Origin of the sequence: Microbacterium luteum (genome assembly GCF_015277875.1) — a bacterium.
GTDB lineage: Bacteria > Actinomycetota > Actinomycetes > Actinomycetales > Microbacteriaceae > Microbacterium > Microbacterium luteum.
Window position 1 is genome coordinate 213,837 of record NZ_CP063814.1, and the last position, 20,555, is coordinate 234,391.

At 71.0% G+C, this 20,555-nt stretch carries 19 protein-coding genes; 6 read left to right on the forward strand and 13 right to left on the reverse strand.

Annotated elements, in window-relative coordinates:
- Nucleotides 1-6: 6 nt before the first annotated feature.
- The 3 genes from IM777_RS01060 to sigJ form a co-directional block, all read right to left on the reverse strand.
- Complete coding sequence (locus IM777_RS01060) at nt 7-1,074, reverse strand: ABC transporter substrate-binding protein (RefSeq protein ID WP_194384293.1); 1,068 nt, start codon at nt 1,072-1,074, stop codon at nt 7-9.
- Nucleotides 1,075-1,184: 110 nt separating this feature from the next.
- A complete protein-coding gene (locus tag IM777_RS01065) occupies nt 1,185-1,775 on the reverse strand; it encodes a helix-turn-helix domain-containing protein (protein ID WP_194384294.1) in 591 nt (196 codons plus the stop codon).
- A 220-nt stretch (nt 1,776-1,995) separates the two neighbouring features.
- On the reverse strand, nt 1,996-2,862 hold the full coding sequence (sigJ, locus tag IM777_RS01070) for an RNA polymerase sigma factor SigJ (protein WP_194384295.1): 867 nt from the start codon (nt 2,860-2,862) through the stop codon (nt 1,996-1,998).
- Nucleotides 2,863-3,020: 158 nt separating this feature from the next.
- Here sigJ and IM777_RS01075 point away from each other — a divergent pair, with 158 nt between their 5' ends.
- Nucleotides 3,021-3,767 (forward strand): SDR family oxidoreductase, encoded by a 747-nt coding sequence (locus tag IM777_RS01075; protein ID WP_194384296.1) that lies wholly within the window; start codon nt 3,021-3,023, stop codon nt 3,765-3,767.
- Between the two features lie 16 nt (nt 3,768-3,783).
- Here IM777_RS01075 and IM777_RS01080 read toward each other — a convergent pair whose 3' ends face one another.
- A complete protein-coding gene (locus tag IM777_RS01080; RefSeq protein ID WP_194384297.1) occupies nt 3,784-4,428 on the reverse strand; it encodes a DUF2087 domain-containing protein in 645 nt (214 codons plus the stop codon).
- An 89-nt stretch (nt 4,429-4,517) separates the two neighbouring features.
- Between IM777_RS01080 and IM777_RS01085 the strand changes: the two genes are divergently transcribed.
- Nucleotides 4,518-5,771: a maltokinase N-terminal cap-like domain-containing protein gene (locus IM777_RS01085; RefSeq protein ID WP_194384298.1), complete on the forward strand. Its 1,254-nt coding sequence runs from the start codon at nt 4,518-4,520 to the stop codon at nt 5,769-5,771.
- 71 nt (nt 5,772-5,842) lie between these two features.
- Here IM777_RS01085 and treS read toward each other — a convergent pair whose 3' ends face one another.
- The 6 genes from treS to IM777_RS01115 all read right to left on the reverse strand — a co-directional run bounded on the left by treS (nt 5,843) and on the right by IM777_RS01115 (nt 15,094).
- On the reverse strand, nt 5,843-8,149 hold the full coding sequence (treS, locus tag IM777_RS01090) for a maltose alpha-D-glucosyltransferase (RefSeq protein WP_194384299.1): 2,307 nt from the start codon (nt 8,147-8,149) through the stop codon (nt 5,843-5,845).
- Nucleotides 8,150-8,418: 269 nt separating this feature from the next.
- The gene (locus tag IM777_RS01095; protein ID WP_071044314.1) at nt 8,419-9,003 is read right to left on the reverse strand and encodes a helix-turn-helix domain-containing protein; all 585 of its coding nucleotides are present in this window, start codon (nt 9,001-9,003) and stop codon (nt 8,419-8,421) included.
- A 9-nt stretch (nt 9,004-9,012) separates the two neighbouring features.
- Nucleotides 9,013-11,979 carry a molybdopterin-dependent oxidoreductase gene (locus IM777_RS01100; RefSeq protein ID WP_194384300.1) on the reverse strand — a complete coding sequence of 989 codons (2,967 nt, stop codon included), beginning with the start codon at nt 11,977-11,979 and terminating at the stop codon, nt 9,013-9,015.
- Complete coding sequence (locus IM777_RS01105; RefSeq protein WP_194384301.1) at nt 11,976-12,812, reverse strand: FAD binding domain-containing protein; 837 nt, start codon at nt 12,810-12,812, stop codon at nt 11,976-11,978. The genes IM777_RS01100 and IM777_RS01105 overlap by 4 nt, the downstream gene beginning before the upstream one ends.
- 230 nt (nt 12,813-13,042) lie before the next feature.
- The gene (locus IM777_RS01110; RefSeq protein ID WP_194384302.1) at nt 13,043-13,819 is read right to left on the reverse strand and encodes a nucleoside phosphorylase; all 777 of its coding nucleotides are present in this window, start codon (nt 13,817-13,819) and stop codon (nt 13,043-13,045) included.
- Between the two features lie 111 nt (nt 13,820-13,930).
- Nucleotides 13,931-15,094: an XdhC family protein gene (locus tag IM777_RS01115; protein WP_194384303.1), complete on the reverse strand. Its 1,164-nt coding sequence runs from the start codon at nt 15,092-15,094 to the stop codon at nt 13,931-13,933.
- A gap of 49 nt (nt 15,095-15,143) precedes the next feature.
- Here IM777_RS01115 and IM777_RS01120 point away from each other — a divergent pair, with 49 nt between their 5' ends.
- Together IM777_RS01120 and IM777_RS01125 are read left to right on the forward strand one after the other, a co-directional pair.
- Complete coding sequence (locus IM777_RS01120) at nt 15,144-15,758, forward strand: nucleotidyltransferase family protein (RefSeq protein ID WP_228480891.1); 615 nt, start codon at nt 15,144-15,146, stop codon at nt 15,756-15,758.
- 202 nt (nt 15,759-15,960) lie between these two features.
- The gene (locus IM777_RS01125; protein WP_194384304.1) at nt 15,961-16,173 is read left to right on the forward strand and encodes an SCO4848 family membrane protein; all 213 of its coding nucleotides are present in this window, start codon (nt 15,961-15,963) and stop codon (nt 16,171-16,173) included.
- A 95-nt stretch (nt 16,174-16,268) separates the two neighbouring features.
- On the opposite strand, the gene IM777_RS01130 is transcribed toward IM777_RS01125, so the two are convergent.
- Nucleotides 16,269-17,201 (reverse strand): 2-hydroxyacid dehydrogenase, encoded by a 933-nt coding sequence (locus tag IM777_RS01130; RefSeq protein ID WP_228480892.1) that lies wholly within the window; start codon nt 17,199-17,201, stop codon nt 16,269-16,271.
- Nucleotides 17,202-17,301: 100 nt separating this feature from the next.
- On the opposite strand from IM777_RS01130, the gene IM777_RS01135 reads away from it, so the two are divergent.
- Complete coding sequence (locus IM777_RS01135) at nt 17,302-17,736, forward strand: DUF1761 domain-containing protein (RefSeq protein ID WP_194384305.1); 435 nt, start codon at nt 17,302-17,304, stop codon at nt 17,734-17,736.
- Between the two features lie 157 nt (nt 17,737-17,893).
- Here IM777_RS01135 and purQ read toward each other — a convergent pair whose 3' ends face one another.
- The gene (gene purQ, locus IM777_RS01140; RefSeq protein ID WP_071043411.1) at nt 17,894-18,598 is read right to left on the reverse strand and encodes a phosphoribosylformylglycinamidine synthase subunit PurQ; all 705 of its coding nucleotides are present in this window, start codon (nt 18,596-18,598) and stop codon (nt 17,894-17,896) included.
- Nucleotides 18,595-18,843, reverse strand: coding sequence for a phosphoribosylformylglycinamidine synthase subunit PurS (purS, locus tag IM777_RS01145; protein ID WP_194384306.1), 249 nt, complete (start codon nt 18,841-18,843; stop codon nt 18,595-18,597). The genes purQ and purS overlap by 4 nt, the downstream gene beginning before the upstream one ends.
- A gap of 444 nt (nt 18,844-19,287) precedes the next feature.
- Between purS and IM777_RS01150 the strand changes: the two genes are divergently transcribed.
- Complete coding sequence (locus tag IM777_RS01150) at nt 19,288-20,421, forward strand: ECF transporter S component (protein ID WP_194384307.1); 1,134 nt, start codon at nt 19,288-19,290, stop codon at nt 20,419-20,421.
- The last annotated feature ends 134 nt before the right edge of the window (nt 20,422-20,555 follow it).

The following is a 20,555-nucleotide window of genomic DNA, read 5'->3' on the forward strand; positions in this document are numbered from 1 at the left end:
AGGACTCTACTGCTCGTAGGCGACGAGGTCGGGGTTCTCGTCATACACCTCGGCCAGCAGTGACAGGTCGAACAGCGCCTCCGCGTCGATGTCGATCCCGGCCGCGGCGAGGCTGGCGAGGTTCTCCTCGACCAACGCATCCGAAATGGTGAACAGGCCGTTCTCGAGCGTCTCGTCGGTGCTGATGAGGGCGACCTGCGCCTCGGCGCCCGCGAGCGAGTGCTCCTCGTCGAGCCCGAGATCGGCGCCGTACTCCGTCATGGCCAGCTCGACGCCGACGGCGGGATCGGCGAGGGCCTCGGTCCAGCCGCGGATCTCGGCCTCGAGGAAAGCCTTCACCATCTCGCGGTCGTTCTCGATCGTCTCGTCGGTGACCGTGTAGGTCTTCGCGACGAACGGCAGGCCGTTGTCGGCGAACGCCAGGTCGACCGTGTCGTAGCCCTCCATCGCAACGGTGAGGGACTCGTTGGTGAGGTACGAGATGAAGCCGTCGACTTCACCGGTGGTCAGGGGCGATGTGTCGTACTGCACCGGCACGATCTCGACCTCATCCGCTCCGATGTCGTTCGCCAGGAGGAGTGCGTCGAAGATCGCGCGATTGGAATCCTGCACGCCGATGCGCTTGCCGATGAGGTCTTCGGGCGTCGCGATGTTTCCGGCATCGGCCAGGGAGAGGACCGAGAACGGGTTCTTCTGGAACAGTGCGCCCACGATCTTCAAGGGCGCACCCTCGCTCGCGACGACCGAGCCGATGGAGACCGCGTCGCTGATCGCGACATCGGCGGTGCCGCTGATGAGTTCGGTCGCGCCCGACGACGGTCCGGGCACGAGGCTGACCGAGTCGAAGCCGGCCTCGTCGTAGTAGCCCTCGGTGTCGGCGATGTACTCGCCGGAGAACTCCTCGTTCTTGATCCAGCTCAGCTGGACGGTGAGGTCGCCGAAGTCGTCGGCGGATGCGGCGGCTGTGGAGCCGGAGGTCGTGTCGGAGGTGGAGGTGCCGGAGCACGCCGAGAGGGCGAGGGCCGAGGCGGCCAACGCGGCGGCGACACCGATGCTGCGGGTGAGGAATGCCATCGATCGTCTTTCGTGGGGTGTCACAGGACACGCGGGTCGGGATGCGATCGATAGTAGATAGCTATCGTTGATAACAAATAGCGATGACGTTACGGATGTGTTTCCTGCGGTCAGCTGTCGCCGGCGTACACCAGCACGATGCGGGTGCGCCCGTTCCCCCGCACCGACCAGTGGTTTCGAAGGGCCCCGGGATGCGCGATCGCCTCACCCTCGTCGAGCTCCCACGAGCCGCGACCCTCGACCTCGACCGTGATCGATCCCTCCGCGACGTAGACGGTGAGCTCACCGTCGGACTGGTACCAGTCGCCCAGACGCTGCCCGGGCTCGAGCACGTACTCCTGCACCGTCGCCCGTCGGGCGGTGCCCGAGGACACCACGCGGTGAAATCCCGTGTCCGGATGGTCGGTGATCGGCGCCCACCCGCTGGCATCCCGTCGCGACACCGTGATCGGCTCCGGTTCCCCCGCCGCCGGGAGGAGGTGCGACGGCGACACCTCGAGCGCCGCCGCGATGCGATACAGCGATGCCAGCGACGGCATCGTCTGCCCGCTCTCCACGGTGCTGAGGAACGGCTGGCTCACGTTCGCGCTCGCCGCGAGGGCTCGCATCGAGAGCTTGCGCGACTGGCGCGCCTCGCGGATCGCCGCGCCGAGCAGTGAGCTGATCGCGGCGTCGGAGACGGTGGCGCGCTGCTCGGACACGCTCCCACGATAGACGGCCATGCGCCGGTCGTTGAGCGAACGGTGGCGTCCTCCTCGGTCGTTGAGCGGGCCGGGGCGTCACCTTCGGTCGTTGAGCGGGCCGGGGCGTCACCTTCGGTCGTTGAGCGAGCGGAGCGAGACGAAACGTGGGCGGCGTGCGATTCGCCTCGTCGCTGCGCTCCTCGCTCAACGACCAGGTAGGGGTGGCCTGGGGGCCGGGTCAGCGCCAGCTGGTGAGCTTGTCGGGATTGCGCACGAGCCACACGTCCGACACGCGGTCGGCGCGGACCCCCAGCACCATGACGGTGTCGACCACCGCGTTCTCGCTGACGATGAAGCCGAGCCCGTCGGCCGTTGCGATCGGGTCGACCCGCGCATCCGGGCGCTGGGTGAGCACCCCCAGGATGAAGCGGGCCACGTTGACCGCGCCGAGCACCGGTCGCCGCGCCGCGCTGACCTTGCCGCCCCCGTCGGAGGTGAGCGCCACATCCGGATCGAGGAGCGCGACCAGTGCATCGAAGTCCCCGGCTCCGGTCGCGGCGGCGAAAGCGGCCGCGACCGCGTCGTGCCGCTCGCGCGGGGCGGCGTTCTCGGTGCGGGAACGCACCTTGCGGCGGGCGGAAGAGGCCAGCTGCCGCGTCGCCTCCACCGACCGTCCGACGGTCTCGGCGATCTGCGCGAACGGCAGCTCGAACACGTCATGCAGCACGAACGCCACCCGCTCGGCCGGGGTGAGCGTGTCGAGCACGACCTGCAGCGCCATGCTCACCGAGTCGTCGAGGGTGACCCGCTCGAGAGGATCCGACACCGGCGGCTCTGCCAGCGCGGGAACCGGTTCGGGGAGCCACGGCCCGACGTAGGTCTCTCGACGTGCGCGGGCAGACCCGAGCATGTCGAGGCAGATGCGCGAGGTCACCCGCATCATCCACGCCCCCGGATTCTCGATCGACGCCCGTTGCTCATTCGTCAGGCGCACCCACCGCACGAACGCATCCTCGGCATCGCTCAGGCTGCCCAGCATGCGATACGCGAGCCCCCGCAACGCCGGCCGCTCAGCATCGAGCGTGGAGGTGAGGTCGTCGGTCATCGAGTGCCTTCCTCTCTGGGCGGCGGTCGTGTCCATCATCGCGCCCTCTGACAACACGACGAGGAACCGGATGGATGTGTGAGGCTCACGTTCGGCGGGGCTGCGTCGTCGATCCGTCAGAGGGGCCGATCGAGGCATCCGCAACAGAGAGGAAGAGCATGAGAGTCGCAATCGCCGGGGGGACGGGACTGATGGGCGGGCTCGTCGTCGACGATGCCACCGCGCGAGGACACGAGGTCGTCGTGCTGGCGCGCTCGCGCGGCGTCGATGTGGTCACGGGCGCGGGCGTCGACGCCGCCCTGCGCGGCGCAGATGCGGTCGTCGACGTGACGAACGTGGGAACGATGAATGCGGATGCGTCCACCGACTTCTTCGAGACGGCGACCCGCACGCTCCTCGCCGCCGAGCAGCGCGCCGGCATCGAACGGCATGTCGCGCTGTCGATCGTCGGCGTGGAGCGCGCCCCGTTCGACTACTACGCCGGCAAGCGCGCGCAGGAGATCGCCATCGAGGCCGGGCCGGTGCCGTGGACGATCCTGCGGGCGACGCAGTTCCACGAATTCGCCGAGCAGATCTACGCCACCGCGCATGCCGGGCCGCTGCACCTCGCACCGAAGATGCGTACGCAGCCGATCGCCGCGCGCGAGGTTGCGTCGCGCCTGGTCGACCTGGTGGAATCCCCCGCGCGCGGTGGCTATGTCGAGCTCGCGGGTCCCCGCGAGGAGTCGCTGGTCGACATGGTTCGCCGGTGGGCTCGCGCATCCGGGCACCGCGGGTGGATTCCGGCCGTCCCGCTGCCCGGCGGGCTCGGCAAGGCCCAGCGAGACGGCACCCTGCTGCCGAGTGCCGGGGCGGAGCTCGGCGTCGAGACCTTCGACGCCTGGCTGGAGCGCACCACGGGCTGAGCGAGGACCTCGCCGTTCACAACTCCTCAAGATCTCGGCCACGAGGGGTCGAAAAGTCCGTCCCGGGCACATCGGTGGGCGAAATTGAGGAGTTGTGAACGCGCGGAACGTCCGTCTCCGCAGATTCGGGCGCCACGAGGGAGTATGCGGTGCCGGATGGCGTGCGTTCGATCAGGCCGTGGTCGACGAGGTGGCGCCGAAGAACCGCGACATCATGCGTGACGTCGCTCAACCGGGCGTTGATCCGCTGCTCGCTCAGCACCTCGCCGGGCTTCAGGATCGACGGGGCGATCGCGGCGAGGAGCTCGCCGCGGATCGTCGCGTTCGACGGGTAGACCGCGATGCGACCCTGCTCGTCGAAGAACCGGTCGAGCCCGGCGGGTTTCGGCGTCGGCGGTGCCGAGGCCAGCAGGTCTGCGAAGACGGCGTTGCCGGCGACGAGGCGTCCGTCCTTCTCCGAGACGAGGCCGGACTGCGTCAGCACCTTCGTGATCTGGCGACGTCGCGATGGCGACAGGGAGGCCAGGGTGGTGCTCTCGACGCCGAGGATCAGCTCGGCGTAGACGCGTCGCGCCGACTCGTTGGCCAGCGCCGCGATCACCGCGCGCCATCGCCGCGGCGCGACCTCCGCGGGTCCCACCGCCCTGGGCTGCTCGCTCATCCCTCCACGGTAGGCGGTGCAGGGTTGCACGCCATGACCGCCCGCGTCCACCCCTTGTGGCGAGCATCCGATCCACGCCACGGTGGAGCGTGGACTTCATCGATGCGCTCGCGGCCTGGATGACGACTCAGCGCTGGTATGCCGGTAAAGGGCACCAGCCGCGCCTGCGGATCCTCGACGCGCAACCCGGGCCGGCCGGCAGCACCCGCTATCTCGTCATGGACGACGCCGGAACGCTGCCCACCCTCTACCACGTCCCCCTCGTGCAGGCGTCGTCGGTCGACGACGCCGACGTCATCGACCCGCGCGACGGCAGCGCCCTCGTCGATGCCGCTCGGCAGCAGGACTTCGCCATCGACACACTCGCCGAAATGGGGGTGGATGTGCGCCGCGTGACCGGCGCGCGCGTGCTCACCGGCGAACAGTCCAACACGTCCATCGTGTTCGAGGAGCGGGGTGAGCCAACGATCATCCTGAAGCTCTTCCGCACCCTTCACCACGGCGAGAATCCCGATGTGACCGTTCAGCGCGCCCTCAGCGCCGCCGGCTCGCCCTACATCCCGCGGTTCTTCGGCAGCAAGGACGCGTCATGGCCGGATGTCGGACGCGAGGCGGGCTCCGCGCACGGCACGCTCGGCTTCGCGCAGGAGTTCCTCCCGGGCGTGCGCGACGGGTGGGCGATCGCTTTGGATGCCGCCCGCGAAGGCCGCGATTTCACCGACGCCGCGCGGGATCTCGCGATCGCGGTCGCCGGCGTGCACGGAGCCCTCAGCGTCACGCTGGACACCGCCGATGCCGCCCCCGACCTGGTGGCGGCCACCGGCGACACCTGGCAGCGGCGGCTGCGGATCGCGGCATCCGAGGTGCCCGCCGTCGCCGATCGGGTCGACGCCATCGACGCCGTCTACCGCGCCGCGCTCGACGAGGCGTGGCCGCGACTGCAGCGCATCCACGGCGACCTGCACCTCGGTCAGGTGCTGGCGGTGCCCGGCCGTGGCTGGCGTCTGGTCGACTTCGAGGGCGAGCCGCTGCGGCCGATGGAGGAGCGGGCGATCCCGGATCTCGCGTTGCGCGACGTCGCGGGCATGCTGCGCTCCTTCGACTACGCCGGCGCGGTCGGCGGCGGCCCCGATGCGGCGACCTGGACGGCCGATTGCCAGCGGGTCTTCATCGACGCCTACGCCACCGCCGCCGGCTCAGCCGACCTCGACGGCACGCTGCTGCGTGCGCTCGTGCTCGACAAGGCGGTCTACGAGACCATCTACGAGGCCCGCAACCGGCCCGACTGGCTGCCCGTGCCGCTCGCCGGAATCGACGCCGCGCTCACCTTCCGCGCCGCCTGAGCCGCATCCGGCACCTCCCGGGCACCACCCGCCTGGGCACGTCTGCCCGCCTGAACGTCCGCCGCCCGGAGTCAGTCCGCCGGTTCCTCGGATGACTCCGGTGCCTCGAGCAGGAGGAACATCGCGCCGTATGCGGGCAGCGAGACCGAGAAGCTGTGCAGATCGTCGACGGTTCCGACCGACTCGCCGCTCGCCTCGTCGATGACCTCGGCGCCCGGCGTGAGGTGGTCCGAGTGCACGGTTCCCTCGGTCGGTTCGCCGGCGAAGTTCAGCACGGTCACCTGCAACGGGGCCTCGGCCTGCGGATCACCCTCGTCGAGACGGTGCACCAGCACGAGCATCCCGGCGTGGGCGACCTGGGGGATGTCGACCTGGGTCGCGGTGGCGATGCCGTGCCGCCGGCGCAGTTCGAGCACCTCACTGAGCCGCGACGCGAAGGACTCGGGTTCGTCGAGCTGCGCGGGGAGGGGCCCGTAGAGCGAGCGGGCGCGTGGCATCCCCGCCGCCGATCCGGTCGCCTTGGGGGCCACGTCGAGCAGGTCGTGTGCGCCGCGCTCGATCCACCGGGTGTCTCCGGATGCGACGAGGTCGGCGACCTCGTCGGGCGCCACGGTGAGCATCCCGGTGAGATCCCAGCCCGACAGGGCGAACACGCCCGGCTGCCACGCGTTGTAGGCGCACAGCAGCAGGTGCGCGTCGCGGATCGTGGGCACGTCGGCTTCGGTGATGTCGTCGAGGCGCGCGAAGCCGCGCGTCGCGGCGATGAGGGAGGTCGTCGTGCACGCGATGCCGTTCTGCGTGAAGACCCGGTTGTAGTCCGCGGTGCCCGTGAGACTCTCGGTGAGCTCCGCCCGCACGAGTTCGGCGAGGTCGCCGCCGGTGATCTCGGCCCCGCGGAAGCGGTACTCATCGTCGGCGTGCCGGGTCGCCCAGTGCACCAGCTCGTAGGTGAGCTCGTCGTGGTTCTGCAGTCCGTGCACGAGCTGCACCGGCTCCACGCCGAGCTCGAGCGACGTCGTGAGCGCGAGGCGCAGGAACTCGGTCTGACCGGTGGCGAGGGCGTGGTGGTAACCGGGGCGACCGACGAAGTCGTAGGACAGGTCGGCACCCACCGCACCGGTGTCGCGGATATCCTCCATCGTCAGGTTCAGCTCTTGGAAGGTGAAGCCGCCGACCTTGCGCACCATCCCGCCGATGATGTGGTTCGCCGCGTGCGAGAGCGGATGCCCCTCCGACCACGCCGGGAGTCCCTCCGCGCTCTTCTCCACGCCGAGGAAGCCGTTGGCGTCCAGGCGCAGCGCGGTCGTCCCCAGCTCGCCGAGCGAGTGGAGGGCGTCGCCGATCACGAGGCGCATGCCGGCGAACGTGGGGTCGAGCCAGTTGATCGAGGGCTGCCCCTGCTTGAAGTAGTGCAGGTACACCCACCGCCGGGTGACGCCGTCCGGGCCGGCGACGGGTGTGGTCGCACTCCAGTTGGTCTCCTTCACGCCCGGCGTGTAGAAGATGACGCGCTGCAGGGCGCCGATGATGTACCCGCGCTCGGCGAGCTCGTGCTCGGTCGCCGGGTCGAGGTTGACGCTGTCGACGCCGTCGGGCACGTCGGGGAGGAGCCCCCAGTCCTCCGGCTGGATCTCGACCATGTGGTAGATCCCGGGGTAGTCCCTGTACCCCATCTCGGCGAGGCGGAAGTCGGCGCCCTTGCCGGTGTGACCGGGAACGATGTCGTCGATGATGCTGCCGCCGTGGCCTTCTGCCGCATCGCACAGCGCACGGAACTGGTCATCCGTTCCGAAGGTGGGGTCGATCTGCGTGCTGATGCGGTCGAAGTGACCGTCGACGCTCGGGGTGTCGACCCATCCCGCGATGCCGCCCGCGCGCTTGACCGGACCGGTGTGAATCGCCGTGATGCCGATGCGCTCGAATGCCGCCCACAGCTGCTCCTCGCCGAGGGCGGACAGGAACGACTGCCCCGGACGGGTGATGAGCGAGATCGGATACGCCGTGAACCACACGTCGGTCGCCGCGATCGCGCGGCGCGCATCCGGTCTCGCGTAGGGGTTGCGCCACATCGCCGGCTGCCCCGACACCTCGCGTGCGAGCACGTCGGCGTCATGGAGCATCGACTGGTTCACGAGCCACTCGACGTAACGAGGGTTGGTGCCGTTCGCGGTTCGCGGATCCGTCGCCCGGCGCCGCACGCCGCCGCGGCGCAGCTGGTCGCGCGGACGCAGCCGCCGCGGACGGGCCGGATAACGCTGCTCGTCGTACGTGATCTCCGGCGGGTCGACCTCGGACTCCGCCTCGGCGAGCTCGCGCAGGCCGGGCAGATCGATGGGACCGGTGTACAGCTCCTCGGGCCGGTGCTCGTCTCGCGCCATGTGTCCAACCTACGGAGGATCCGTCGCGGAAACGAGGAGTCGACACCCTGACGCGGACGCGGTATGGGCCGGCGCGTCGCGCGGGCACGCGCTTCTCCCGTTCACAACTCCTCACGATCGACCGGATGAGGCGGTGGAGGGGGAAGGAGCGGCCACGATGACCCGGATGTGAGGAGTTGTGAACGGCGACGGGCCGGCACGGCGCGGCGGCGAGGCGCGGTGTCAGAGCCGGAGGATGCGGGTGGGACAGCGCTGCGGGTCGTGCGGTGTCAGGAGCCGGCGGTGTAGATGAGCGCGACGCGGGCGGAGCCGTCGCCGCGGGACTGCCAGCGGTTGCGGAGCGCTCCCGGGTGGGCGATCGCATCCCCCTCGCTCAGTTCCCACACGCCGAGGCCTTCGATCTCGAGTGCGAGGGAGCCCTCGATGACGTAGTGCACGACCTCGCCGTCGGACTCGAACCAGTCGCCGACGCGCTCGCCGGGTCTGACCAGGTACTCCTGGAGCGATGTGACACCGGCGTGGATCACGCGGGTGTGCGCCGTGTCGGGCGCCTCGGAGACCGGCACCCAGCGCGCATCGGCGGCGCGCGAGACGTGCACGACGTCGGGGTCGGGATCGGCCGGCAGCAGGGCCGACGGGGACATGTCCAGCGCGTTCGCGATGCGGTACAGCGTGATGAGCGAGGGCATCGTCTGCCCGCTCTCGATCTGGCTGAGGAACGGCTGGCTGATCTCGGCGGTCGTGGCCAGGGCCCGCATCGACAGCTTCCGCTCGGACCGGGCCTCGCGGATCGCGCGCCCGAGACGGTCGCCGATCAGCTGATCGATCGAAGCGGGCTGGTCGCTGGCGGGCACCGCCTCACCTTAGCCCGACTGCCCGGCGCGCTGCGCGAGGCGCCAGACGCGCTCGCGGGTGAACGGCTGGTGGAACGGGCGCTCGCCGAGGGCTCGCGCGATGGCGTTCCCGACCGCGGGGGCGACCGGGTTGTAGGGCGACTCGCTCATCGACTTCGCGCCGAACGGACCGATCGCGTCGTGGGTCTCGGCGAAGTACACCTCGGTGTCGGGGATGTCGGCCATCTGCGGCACCCGGTACGTGCGGAACACCGGATTCACCACGCGCCCGTCCTCGACGAGGACCTCCTCGTACAGCGCGCTGCCGAGACCCTGAGCCGCACCGCCCTCGACCTGCCCGCGGCACTGGGCGGGGTTCATCACGAAGCCCGCGTCGGCGGATTGGATGCTCTGCAGCACGCGGACCGATCCGGTCGACGGGTCCACCGCCACGCGCACCGCGTGCACGTTGAAGGCGAGCGAGCGCAGGTCGCCCCGCTCCCATCCCTCCGCGCGCAGTCCCTCCGGGCGAAGCTCCTCGGGTGCGGCGGCCGCGACGACCTCGGCGAACGACACGACGCGGTCGGGGGTCGAGACCCCGTCCGGCGTGACGACGGCCTCGTCCGTGGACGTGCCGGTGAGCGCGGCGGCAAGAGACCGCATCCGCTCGCGCAGCGCGAGGCACGCCGCGTACAGCGCCTTGCCCGCCACGGTCGTGCCCGCCGAGGCGAATGCGCCGGTGTCGTGCTCGACCGCATCCGTGTCGGCCTGCCACAGCCGCACTCGGTCGCCGGGGGCGGAGAACACGTCGGCGGCGATCTGCCGGAGCACGGTCGAGGTGCCGTTGCCGAACTCGGCGGTGCCGACGCCCAGCAGGTAGGTGCCGGCCGGGGTGAGGGTGACCGTTGCGTGCGCGACGTGCCCGCGCGGGGCCATGGTCGAGATCATCGACGCCGCCATGCCCTCGCCGACCGCCCAGCCCTCGGGGGCCTCGACGCCGTTGCCGCGACGGAGCGCATCCTGCGCGAGGTCGAGGCACTGATCGAGACCGTAGCTTCCCCACGCGACGTCGTCGTGGGGGTGGTCGTCCTGCAGCTCGTCGCCCTCGCGCACGGCGTTGATGCGGCGCAGGTCGAACGGATCGATTCCGAGCTTCTCGGCGAGCATGTCCATCGCCGATTCCACCCCGAGGATCACCTGGCCGAGGCCGTAGCCGCGGAACGCCCCCGAGGGGACGTTGTTCGTGTACACCGCTTCGGCATCGATGCGTCGTGCGGGGCACCGGTAGAGCAGCTGCGACTCGGCGACCGCGTGGAACATCACGCCGATCGCGTGGTTGCCGTAGGCGCCGGTGTCGCTCAGCACGTCGATCGTCATCGCCGTCAGCTCGCCGGCCGCGGTCGCGCCGAGGCTCACCGACACGCGCATCGGATGCCGCATCGACGCCCGCTGGAACTGGTCGGTGCGCGAGAACTCGTAGGCCACGCGCCGGCCGGTGCGCAGCACGGCGAGGGCGACGAGGTCTTCGGTGAAGATCTCCTGCTTGCCGCCGAACCCGCCTCCCACGCGCGGGGCGTACACGCGCACCTTCTCGGGCTCGAGGTCGAGCACGTGGCAGAGCTCGTCGCGGGTGAGGAAGGGCACCTGGGTCGAGGACCGGATGACCAGGCGCCCATCGTCGTCCAGCCATCCGATCGCGCCGTGCGTCTCCAGCTGCGCGTGCGAGACGCGGGATGTCTGCCACGTTCCGCTCACGGTCACGGCGCTGTTCGTCAGGGCGGCCTCGGGGTCGTCGCCCACGGTCTTGTGGGCCGCGGCGACCACGTTCCGCGCCGCCTCGACGACGCGGTCCGCGGGCGTGCGGTCGGGATGCAGGAGCGGCGCGCCCGGGGCGCGAGCGGCTTCGGGCTCGAAGACGGCCGGGAGCTCGTCGTACACCACGACCACCGCGGCGACGGCCGCATCCGCTGCTGTGGCGTCCTCGGCGACGACGGCCGCGACCCGCTGGCCGATGTGGCGCACGACGTCGTCGAGCATCCGCATGTCGTCGGGATCGTCGGTGCGGTGCTCGTGCCGCCCGGAGGAGTAGCGGGTCGCGGGCGCATCCTCGTGCGTGTAGACGGCGACGACCCCCGGGATCGCGAGCGCCGCCGTCGTGTCGATCGAACGGATGCGCGCGTGCGCCACGGGCGAGGTGACGACCTTCAGCACGAGGGCGCCGGTGGTCTCGTCGTCGAACGTGTAGGGCTCCAGCCCCTGCACCACGCGCCGCGCCGCTTCCGGCTGCGTCGAGCGCCCCACGCCTGCGGCCGCGCCTGCGGCCGCGCCGGATCCTGCCACACCCGCGCCGGATCCTGCCACACCCGCGCCGGATCCTGCCACACCCGCGCCGGATCCTGCCACACCTGCGCCCGCGCCACCTGCATCCATGTCCCACTTTCCGTCGGTATGAGGTGCCTTTGCCGACGGTTGTTGGGACATGGAAGGGGTGGGTGTGGAAGGGGTGGTGGTGGAAGAGGTGGCCGAGGGGGGATGCGCCGCGGCTGGGCCGGTCTCACGGACCGGGCCGAGCACCGCCTCGCGGATCGACGCGCGAATGGGGCGGTAGCCGGTGCAGCGGCAGAGGTTCCCCTTCATCCGCCGATCGAGGTCGTCGAGGTCGTGCTCGCACAGGGTGGAGGCGGTCACCGCCATGCCGGGTGTGCAGAATCCGCACTGGAAGCCGAAGTTCTCGACCAGCGCCTCCTGCACCGGATGCAGCTCGTCGCCCGGGGCGAGACCGGCGGCGGTGGTGACGGTGCGGCCTTCCATGCGCGCGGCGGGGATGATGCAGGAGTGCACCGGCTCGCCGTCGAGGATCACGCTGCAGGCGCCGCAGTCGCCGGCGTCGCATCCCTTCTTCACCTCGGTGTGCCCGTGCTCGCGCAGCAGCGTGCGCAGGCACTGGCCCGGGGCGGGGTCGGCCTCGATGGCGGAGCCGTTGACGTCGAACCTCACGCGGCCTCCTCCAGCTGCGCCCGCACGCGCCGCGCCAGCTCGACGCTCACCCCGCGACGCCAGTCGGCGGCCCCCAGCGGGTCGGTGTAGTAGCCGGATGCGCCGGCGACGGCATCCGTCAGCACCTGCTCCTCGGGCAGCGTGGCGAACCGCCGTACGGTCGGCGTGGCGGTGGCGGCGGTGACGGCGAACACGCTCGTGCCGTCGGGATCGATGCGCCCGGTGACCACGGCACCGGATCGGCCGAGCTCGGCCAGCGCGATCTTGCGCAGCGCGGCACGCGACCGCAGGGCGGCGTCGGGGATCTCGATCGCGCGCAGCACATCGCCGCGTGCGAGCGAGTTCATGCCGTTGCCGGTGATGATCTCGGCGACCGGTTGGCGTCGCTCGCGGAGGGTGCCGGGTGCGTCCGGATCGGGCGACCAGATCACCGCGACCCCGTCGAGGGCGACGGTGAAGGCGACCATGCCGGCTGCCGCGAACGAGCGGCAGATGTTGCCGCCGACGGTGGCGGTGTTCCAGATCTTGAACGACGCGAGCAGCGCGTTGGCCGCGTCGACGGCCAGCGGCGCGGCGGTCCAGGCCGCGGGAGCCTCGCGCTCGGCCCAGCGCACGAGGCGCGCGATCGTGCAGGTGGCGCCGATGCGCAGGCCCTCGGCGGTGACCTCGAGGTCCGGCCAGCCCATCGCCATGAGGTCGACGAAGCCGGTCGTGGCCGGCTGCGGTTCGCTCATCAGCCAGGTTCCGCCCGCGATGACGACCTCACCCTCGGCGAGGGCGAGGTCGTCCGCCGTGCGCGCGGCACGGAAGTCGCGGATGGTCGTGATGTCCACGGGCGCCTCGGGATGTTGATCACATGAACAGGTGAGGAGAGTCAACCACCGCGGCATTACGCCGGTGTTTCGCACGCGCGACCCGCGCATCCGTGCGCGTGCTCACGGCCGTGTCGAATGCGCGAGAACTCGCCGAGTGCACGCCCTCGAGACCGTCGCCTCCTCGTTCACTCGCCGAGAACGCGTGCACTTGCCGCACCACCGGCGCAGCCCGGGAACCCGGGCCGGCGTCAGAGCGCGAGCTCGGCGGCGGTGTCGAGGGCCGCCTCGATCGAGCGCATCCAGCCGTCCTTGAGCGCCTGCTTGGTGTCGCCGTAGACCGAGGCGCCGTCGACGAGGTTGCTGGATGCCGCGCACACCATGCCGGCACGCATCCCCCGCAGGCGGGCGACGACGTACATCGCCGAGGCCTCCATCTCCATGTTGAGGATGCCCATGCCGTTCAGCTCCGCGATCAGCTCCGGCGTCTCGGCGTAGAAGGCGTCGCTCGATGTGCTGATCCCAGTATACGCGCGCGTGCCGGCGGCCGTGGCGATCCGCTCCGCGTTCCGCTTCAGCGCGAGCGTCAGCTCGGCATCCGGCAGCGACGGGAAGCCGCGAGGGAGGTACGCATCGGTCGTGCCGTCCATTCGGTAGCTGCCTTCGCTCACGAGGAGGTCGCCGGGCGCGATGCCCGACTGCAGCCCCGCCGACGACCCGACGCGGATGACGCTCGTCACGCCCACGCGCGCGAGCTCCTCGACCGCGATGGCCGTGGAGGGGCATCCCATACCCGTCGAGGTCGCGGTGATGTGACGCCCCTTGTACCAGCCGGTCATGGTGCGGTGCTCCCGGTTGTGCGCGACCTCCCGCACGTCGGTGAGGAACTCCGCGACCAGCGGCACGCGGAACGGATCGCCCGGCAGCAGGGCGACGCTCGACACCTCACCCGGTGCGATGCCGATGTGGTACTGACGGGTGTCGAGGCCGGCTTGCGACTTGTCGACGGGAGCGGGCGTGGTGGACATGGTTCTCCTTCGGGTGCAGCGTCGGATGCGCTGGTGTCCCCGCCCTGAACCGCCCGGAATCCGGTGCTCGGCCGAGAGGCCATGGTTGATAGGACCGCGTCGCGCGGCAGGCTAGCACGAGCGCGCCGGCGACTCCGCGCCGTTCGCGCCGTGACGCGCGCGATCGCGGGTGTCGTGCAGCGGGCCCGTCGTCTCGCGGAGGGGTGCGCCCGTGCCTCCGTGTCTGGCGGCGACGATCTCCGCCAGCGCCGCGATGGCCGTCTCGTCGGGTGAGTGTCCGCCGAGGTCGAGTCCGAGGGGCATGTGGATGCGCGCGATCGCGTCTGCGGACACCCCCCGCTCGGCGAGGAGGTGCGTGCGCCGGGCGACGGTGCGGCGTGCGCCGAGCGCTCCGACGAAGCCCACCGGCAGCGTGATGGCGGTCTGCAGCGCTGGGATGTCCAGCCGCTCGTCGTGGGTGAGGACGCACACCGCCGTGCGCAGATCGACGTCTTCCGGACCTTGGTCGGCGAGGTAATCGTGGGGAGCGGCGACGACGCGGCGTGCGGCATCCGGGAAGCGCTCCGCGGTGACGAGCACCTCCCACGCGTCGACGATCGTCACCGCGAACCCCGCGACGGTCGCGATACGGCACAGCGCCGCAGCGTGCTCGCCGGCGCCGGCGATGATGAGTCGCGGGCGCGGCGCGCGACTGAGCGCGACCATCTCCGGTGGGGTGAGCGTTTCGGATGCCGGCCGCTCACAGGCCGGGTCGGTGGAGGCGGCGTCGACGGCGGGATCCAGGCGCCGGCTCTCGCGGAGGAGGGCTGCGCGGGCGAGGTCGGCCTCGAGCGCGGCGGGGAGTCCCGAGGCGTCGTGGGACGCATACGCGCGTCCCGCGTCGGGCCCCCTGGTGATGAGGCCCACGGTGATCGCACGGTCGGCGTCCTCGCGCTCCAGCACATCGGCGACGACAGGGTCGTCGACGCCGATGGGGTAGGCGAGCACGTCGATGCGGCCACCGCACGCGAGCCCCGCTGCCGGAGCGTCGCGGTCGGACAGGCCGTATGTCGCGCGATGGGCCGATCCGGTCGCCAGCGCGAGACGGGCGAGCACGACGGCATCGGCCTCGACGCATCCGCCCGAGATCGAGCCGATCACCTCGCCCTCGACGGTGACCGCCATCGACGCCCCGACGCCGCGCGGCGCGCTGCCGGGAACTCCGATCACCGTGACGACGCCCAGGCGCTCGCCGGCGCGCAGGCGGCGGTGCGCCTCGGATCCCAAGCCCAGCATGCCGTCACGCTACCCCCGTCGTGTTTCCGGCGCGCTACGCTTCCACGCCATGGGAGACCGCGCCGTGCCGATCGTCGGGCTCGTCCTCGCCGCCGGTGCCGGCACGCGATTCGGCGCTCCCAAGGGCCTGGCGCGAGACGCGGCGGGAACCCCATGGCTCGTGCGGGCGGTGCAGGCCCTGAGCCGAGGAGGGTGCGACCGCGTGCTCGTCGCGGTCGGCGCGCGAGGCGACGAGGTCGCGGGCCTCGTGCCGGCGGGGGCCGAAGTCGTGCACGTCGCCGACTGGGCGGCCGGCCTGTCGGCCACCTTGCGCGCGGGCCTTGTTGCGGCGAACGGCGCGGCGGTGGGTGGCGTGACGGCGCCCGGGGTGACGGCGGGCGGGGTGGCGGCCGTCGTGGTGCTGCCGGTCGACGTGCCCGACGCGCCAGCAGCCGCGGTGCGTCGGGTGATCGACGCCGCGGGAACGGACGTCGCCGGCGCCCTGGTGCAGGCGTCTTACGCCGGAGCCCCGGGTCATCCGGTGCTGCTCGGCGGCCGCCACCTGGATGAGATCGCCCAGCAGGTCGCGGGCGATGACGGCGCCCGCGCCTACCTGCGAGCCCACGCCGTCACGCGCGTCGACTGCGGCGACCTCTGGTCGGGCGCCGACATCGACACCCCCTGACCCGCCGCCACGTCCCGCGCGGCGCTACGTCCCGCGCGACGCCGCATCCCGTATCGAGCCGCGCTGCCGTGAACAACGCAGGAGATTCCTCGGTCCAGCCGCCGGAATGGCCCTGTGGCGGCCTTCGCGGCGCGGATCTCCGGTGTTGTTCGCCACGTGACGGCGTGCCGTCCGGCGGAGTCGGCGCGACTAGCCTGGGAGGGTGGAGATCCTCGCTGCCGCCGTGCTGTTCGTCAACGCCGTCTTCAACGTCGTGGTGTGGCCGCGCTTCTATCCGCGCATCGCGAATGATGCTCGCGCGACCGACGCGAGCGGGAAGCGCACGACGTTCTATCGCGTGCACGTCGTGCTCATCACGATCGCGCTGATCCTCGCCGCGCTGTCGATCGTCGCCGGCGTGCTCGTTCTGCTCTAGAGCCGCCCGGACACACCCGAGACCTGGCACACGGTCCGAGACCTGGCCGCACGCACCCGGTCTCGGAAAGACAGCCCGCTCTCGGGTGTCGCGGATCAGCCGCCGAAAACGACGTTCAGCGGCGCCTGGCCTGCGGCGAGCCGTTCGATCTGCGTTCGCACGAGCGCAGCGATGCGCGGCGTCATCGCGGTCGTCGCGCCGCCGACGTGCGGCACGATCAAGACGCCCGGCAGCGTCCACAGCGGATGGTCTGCCGGCAGCGGCTCGGGATCGGTCACGTCGAGCGCGGCACGGATGCGCCCGCGCGTCACGTGGTCGACGAGCGCATCGGTGTCGATCAGGGGTCCGCGTCCGACGTTGACCACGAGGGCGTCGTCGGGAAGCGCCGACAGGAAACCGTCGTCGATGATGTGGCGCGTGCTGTCGCCGCCGGGCAGCGAGGTGATGACGATGTCGGTGTGCGGCAGCAGCTCGCGCATCTCGGCGACGCCGTGCACGCGCACCCCGTCCTCGTCGCGCGCGCGCGAGGCGACGGGCATGATCTCGACCTCGAAGCCCGACAGGCGGCGGGCGATGGCCTTTCCGACGCCGCCGTAGCCGAGCACCATGACGCGCCGGTCGGCGAGGCTGGGGGCGACGAACGGCTCCCACTGACCGTGCGCCTGCGTGCGTGCGAACCGGTCGATTCCGCGCTGTGACGCAATGGCGAGTCCGACGGCCAGCTCCGCCGTCGACGTCTCGTGCACGCTCGAGGCGTTTGCGAAGCGTATGCCGTCGGGGACGAGGTCCTCGACGCCCTCGTAGCCGATCGACTGCGACTGCACGAGCGCCACATCTAGTCCGCTCAGATGCTCCAGCACCGATTTCATCGACATGTACGGCGGCACGACCATGTCGAATCGCTGCTGCGGGGCGGGGCCGTCCATCGGCCATACGACCACCTCGACGCCTTCGGGAAGAGGTTGGATGTCGTGCGCGAGGCGCTCGGTGGGGACGCTGACGACGAGGGATGAGGTGCCGGAAGTCACCTCGCCACGCTATCGCGTGCGCGCAGATCGGATGCGGTCGGCGCCGGTGGGCGATACGCTCGCGCCGAGCACACGCCGTCGGCGTGACGAGGAGGCCGAGATGACCATTCCCGAGATCAACTACTGGGCCGTGTTGATCGCGACTCTGTCTTCCATGGTGGTGGGGTCGATCTGGTACACGCCGAAAGTGTTCGGTACACGGTGGGCCCGGCTGGCGAAGGTCGACATGGACCGGCCCGCCGCGACCGCGCTGTGGCCGATCATCACGACCCTCATCGTGAGCTTCATCACCGCATGGGTGCTCGCCGGTGCCGCGACGATCGCGTGGCACTTCTACGGCGGCGGATACCTGTGGGCGACGCTGGCCACCTCGGTGATCCTCTGGGCGGGCTTCACCGCGGCGCGCTTCATCACCCACGACGCGTTCGAGGGTCGCCCGACCTCATTGACGGTGCTGAACATCGCGCACGAACTGGTCACGCTCGTCGTCATGGCGATCATCATCGGCGTCTGGCCCCCGGCCGGCACCGTCTGATCCCGCTCTCCCGCCCTCCCGCGGCCCGACGAGCCGCTTTCGCGATTCGTTTGTCACGCGATGTCGGCATCCCCGGCGGATGCGACATCCCGTGACAGGTGAACCGGGGAACGCGGGGCGGGGCGGGGCGGGGCGCGGGAAGGCGCCCCGGGTGACGTCAGGCGGCGGCGACGAGAGTCGAGACGGCCGAGGTGAAGAAGGACAGGCCGTCGACGCCGGAGCGCATCGCCGCAGCTGTGTCGGGCCCGAAGCCGGCCTCGACGGCATGTTCCGGATGCGGCATGAGACCGACGACGTTGCCGCGCTCGTTGGTGAGACCGGCGATGTCATTGAGCGAGCCGTTGGGGTTGACGCCCAGATAGCGGAAGGCGACCAGCCCCTCTCCCTCGATGCGCGCGAGGGTGTCGGCGTCGGCCGTGTACCCGCCGTCGGCGTTCTTGAGCGGGATGACGATCTCCTGCGCCGCGGTGAACTGGGCCGTCCAGGCGGTGTCGGCGTTCTCCACGCGCAGCCGCTGATCGCGGCGGATGAATTGCTGATGGGCGTTGCGGATGAGCCCGCCCGGCAGCAGATGCGCCTCGACGAGCATCTGGAAGCCGTTGCAGATGCCGAGGATGGGCATTCCCGCCGCGGCGGCGTCCTTCACCTCGGCCATGATCGGCGCGAGGGCGGCGATGGCTCCGGCGCGCAGGTAGTCGCCGTAGCTGAAGCCCCCGGGCAGGACGAGTGCATCGACACCGTCGAGGTCGTGCGAGCCGTGCCACAGTGCGACGGGCTCTGCGCCGGCGAGGGCGATCGCGCGTCGCGCGTCGACGTCGTCGAGGGAACCCGGGAAGGTGATGACCCCGATGCGGGCGGTCACTCGACCACCTCGATGCCCACGACGTCTTCGATCACGGAGTTCGACAGGATCTCATCGGCGATCTTGCGCGCCGAGGCGAGCACCTCGTCGGTGACCTCGCCGTCGACGGTGAGCTCGAACCGCTTGCCGATGCGGACGTCCGAGAAATCGGTGTTGCCGAGGCGCCCCAGGGCGCCGGAGACGGCCTTCCCCTGCGGGTCCAGCAGCTCGGCCTTGGGCATGACGTCGACGACGATGGTGGGCATACGAGGCTCCGGATGTCGCGGGCAGGGATCGCGACCATCCTATCTGCGCGGGCCGCGTCTCCGAGCCCGGCGATGGCAAGGAGAGGGTGTGGCCGCGGCCCCCACCGCGGCCACACCCTGTCGAAGGCCGCATCGTCCCCCGGACACCCGCGCCTCCGCTGACGGCGCGGATGAACGCCGGTCAGTCATCGTCGCCGCGGCCGGATTCGACGGGCGAGCCTCGCGGCCCCCACTTCGCCCGAGGTCGAGACGGCGGCGACGTGCACCAGTCAACGGGACAGGGCGGTCAGCGCCCCGGGTCGACGCCGATTCCGGACACTCCCGGACAGACAGATCGCGTTCGCGGGCTCGCTCGGGTCGCCGTGTGACGGTGGAATCGATACCTGCCGATTCGGTGTCGTAGCATCAGGATCACTGTGCCGGGGGGGGGCATCGGGGGAGACGATGACAGAAGAAGAGGATGCGTCCACGCGCGCATCTGCACCCTTCGACGCGATCGCCGCGGACCTCCAGCGCCTCCGTATCGAATCCGGCGACGTGTCGTACGCCGACATCGCTGCGCGGATCGCGCGCCGGCGAGAAGCCGAGGGCGCGAGCCCGGCGGGAGCGCGGATCGCCCGCTCGACGGTGTACGACGTGTTCCGGCCCGGCCGGCGGCGCATCAACGCCGACCTCGTCGCCGAGATCGTCCTCGCTCTCGGTGGCGACGAGCAATCCGCCCGCGACTGGCGTCGACGCTGTCTGGCGGCGCGAACCGACCGTGGGGCGGTCGTGGGCGCAGAGGGCCCGGACTCGGATGCCACCGACACGGCCTCGCTGACCACGGCCGCCGACACGGTCCCGTCGCCCAGCACCGGCGCCGTTCCGAGCCCGGGCCAGACGGTCAGCACCAGCCCGCCGCCCAGCACCGGCATCCCCAGCACCAGCCCGACACCCAGTGCCGGCGCGGCACCGACGACGACGCACGCGGACGCTGATGGCCCCACCCTGGCCACGCTGCGGGCGAGCCTGATCGTCGCGATCCTCGTGGGGTCGGTGGGATTGAACCTGTTCGGCACCGCGGTGGCGGGGGAGCTGCGTCTGCCCGTCTACCTCGACATGATCGGCACGGCGACCGCGGCCTTCGCCCTCGGGCCCTGGTACGGCCTGGCGGTCGGGGTGTCCACGAACCTCCTCGCGGCCCTCATCACCTCTCCCGAGACCATGCTGTTCGGGCTCGTCAACGCCGCCGGTGCGGTGCTGTGGGGATACGGGATCCGCCGGTTCGCCCACACGATCCCTCGCTTCGTCGTGCTCAACCTCGTCGTGGCACTCGTGTGCACCCTCATCGCCGCTCCGTTGAACGGACTGCTGTACGACGGAGACGGGTCGGGCCACGTCACCGACGCGTACATCACCGCACTGCGTACCGCGCAAGGCATGTGGCTCGCCGTCTTCTCCGTCAACTTCCTCGCATCGCTTGCCGACAAGCTCATCGCCGGGTTCGCGGCGCTCGCCCTCGCGCGTCTGGTCGCTCCTCTGCGGCTGCGAGACGAGCCCATCCCGCGACTCCTCCGCCCGCGATCACGCCGCCGCTGAGGCTGTATTCCACGTCATGAATGTGGCGTGACGCCGCGTCCGAGTAGCGCGTGACCAAACCGTGATCAGGGTGGGAGCGCTCCCTTGACATCGTGAGAGCGCTCCCGTAGCGTCTCTCCTCGTTCGGTGAGAGC